The organism is Candidatus Mycoplasma haematohominis (assembly GCF_902712995.1).
GTDB lineage: Bacteria > Bacillota_I > Bacilli_A > Mycoplasmatales > Mycoplasmoidaceae > Eperythrozoon_B > Eperythrozoon_B haematohominis.
In genome coordinates, this window is sequence record NZ_CACTIB010000006.1 from 1 (window position 1) to 1,564 (window position 1,564).

Below are 1,564 nucleotides of genomic sequence, written 5' to 3' on the forward strand. Positions count from 1 at the left end.
TTTATTTCTATTCTCCCCTCTAGATTTAGACGATAAGCAAAAGGTTTAAAGTTAAATTCGTAGTTATTTATATATATTGAAGGCAAAGGATACATGATGAATAGCAATTACTATTCTTATATTGTTGGCTTTTAGAAAAAATGGAACATAACACTTAGTTAAGTGGCTCAAGAAAATACAGAGTTATTTGCTCAATCTTCGGAAGAGAAAAAACCATTTAAGGATCGTCTTAAGTTGACGATGTCTGGGCTCTCAGGAGCCTTCATGTTGCCTATATCCACTCTGGCTATAGTTGCAATTTTCCTATCCCTAGGAGGATTACTGGAATCATCATTCCAACCTGGATATCCCCTACAAAAGATTGGAACTCTTATTAAAAATGTTGCTTATCCCTTACTACAAGCAATACCTCTAATTTTCTGTGTAGCTTTTGCTTATTCCTTCTGTAAAGGAGATGTTTCTTGTATATGAAGTGTCATTCTGGCTTATCTGGTATTCCTGTCTGTACAGAGTGTTTTTGTATATGTAGATCCTGTAAGCTCCACTAATACTGATCTATCCTCTCAAATACAAGGCTACATAGTCTTATTCAAAGGCTGAGGTAGAGATCCTAAGAGCATGGTCAACTTAGTTGACAATACTCTTGGCTTTACTGCTCTTAATACCTCTATATTTGGTTCTCTTCTGTTAGGAGGAGTAATGATGCCTTACATACAAAGGCATTACTCAAATATACAACTAAAAGGGCCTTTTGCTTTCTTCTCAGGCAAGAGATTCTTGCCTCTTATGGCTGTTATTGGAGCCTGAGGATTAGCTCTTCTATTCTTAATTATCTGACCATGAGTAGGTAGTGCTTTCTCATGATTAGGAAACCAGCTTTCTAAAACTCCTGCTGGTATTGATTCCTTTATTTTTGGTGTCCTAGAAAAATGTTTAATCCCTACAGGATTACATCACATGTTCTACTCTCCTCTTTGATTCTCTCCTGTAGGAGGTGATGCTGTTAGAGCTATTAATGAATTAAATGGAGCAAGTACTTCAAATATTTCAGGAAATACTGGTTGAACAGTATCAGAATTAAATAGCTACATCTCCGCCCTAGACAGATACAAAACTCCAGTTAGTGCAGGAGGAGTAATGAGAAATATCTGATCTGGTGCTAGAGTGCCTCACAGTATGTGACAAGGTGATTCCTTCCTAGGGCTATCAATCATCTCTCTTCCATCAAACACAATCAATGGAAAATCAGCATTTAACTTCTTCAAAGAAGATTTAGGAATAAATGTAGGTAGATATACACAAGGTAAATTCCCAGTTATGCAATTTGGACTACCTGCTGCAGCAATTGGTATGACTCTAGCTGCTCCTAAAGAGAATAGAAAACAAGTTCTAAAACGATTTATACCTGGAATCCTAAGTAGTGCTCTATTAGGAATCACAGAACCTCTAGAGTTCTCATTCCTATTTGTTGCTCCTAAATTGTTCTATTGCTTCCACGCAGTACTATGTGGCCTATCATTCATGCTTATGAACATATGTGGAACTCATATTCCTTCTATCCTAT

1 protein-coding gene is annotated in these 1,564 nt (G+C 36.8%); it reads left to right on the forward strand.

Features of this window, described 5'->3' with window-relative positions:
- Window positions 1-162: 162 nt before the first annotated feature.
- Window positions 163-1,564, forward strand: a 1,402-nt coding sequence (locus H6411_RS00685; protein WP_216082736.1) for a PTS transporter subunit EIIC, incomplete at its 3' end; no start/stop codon positions are given.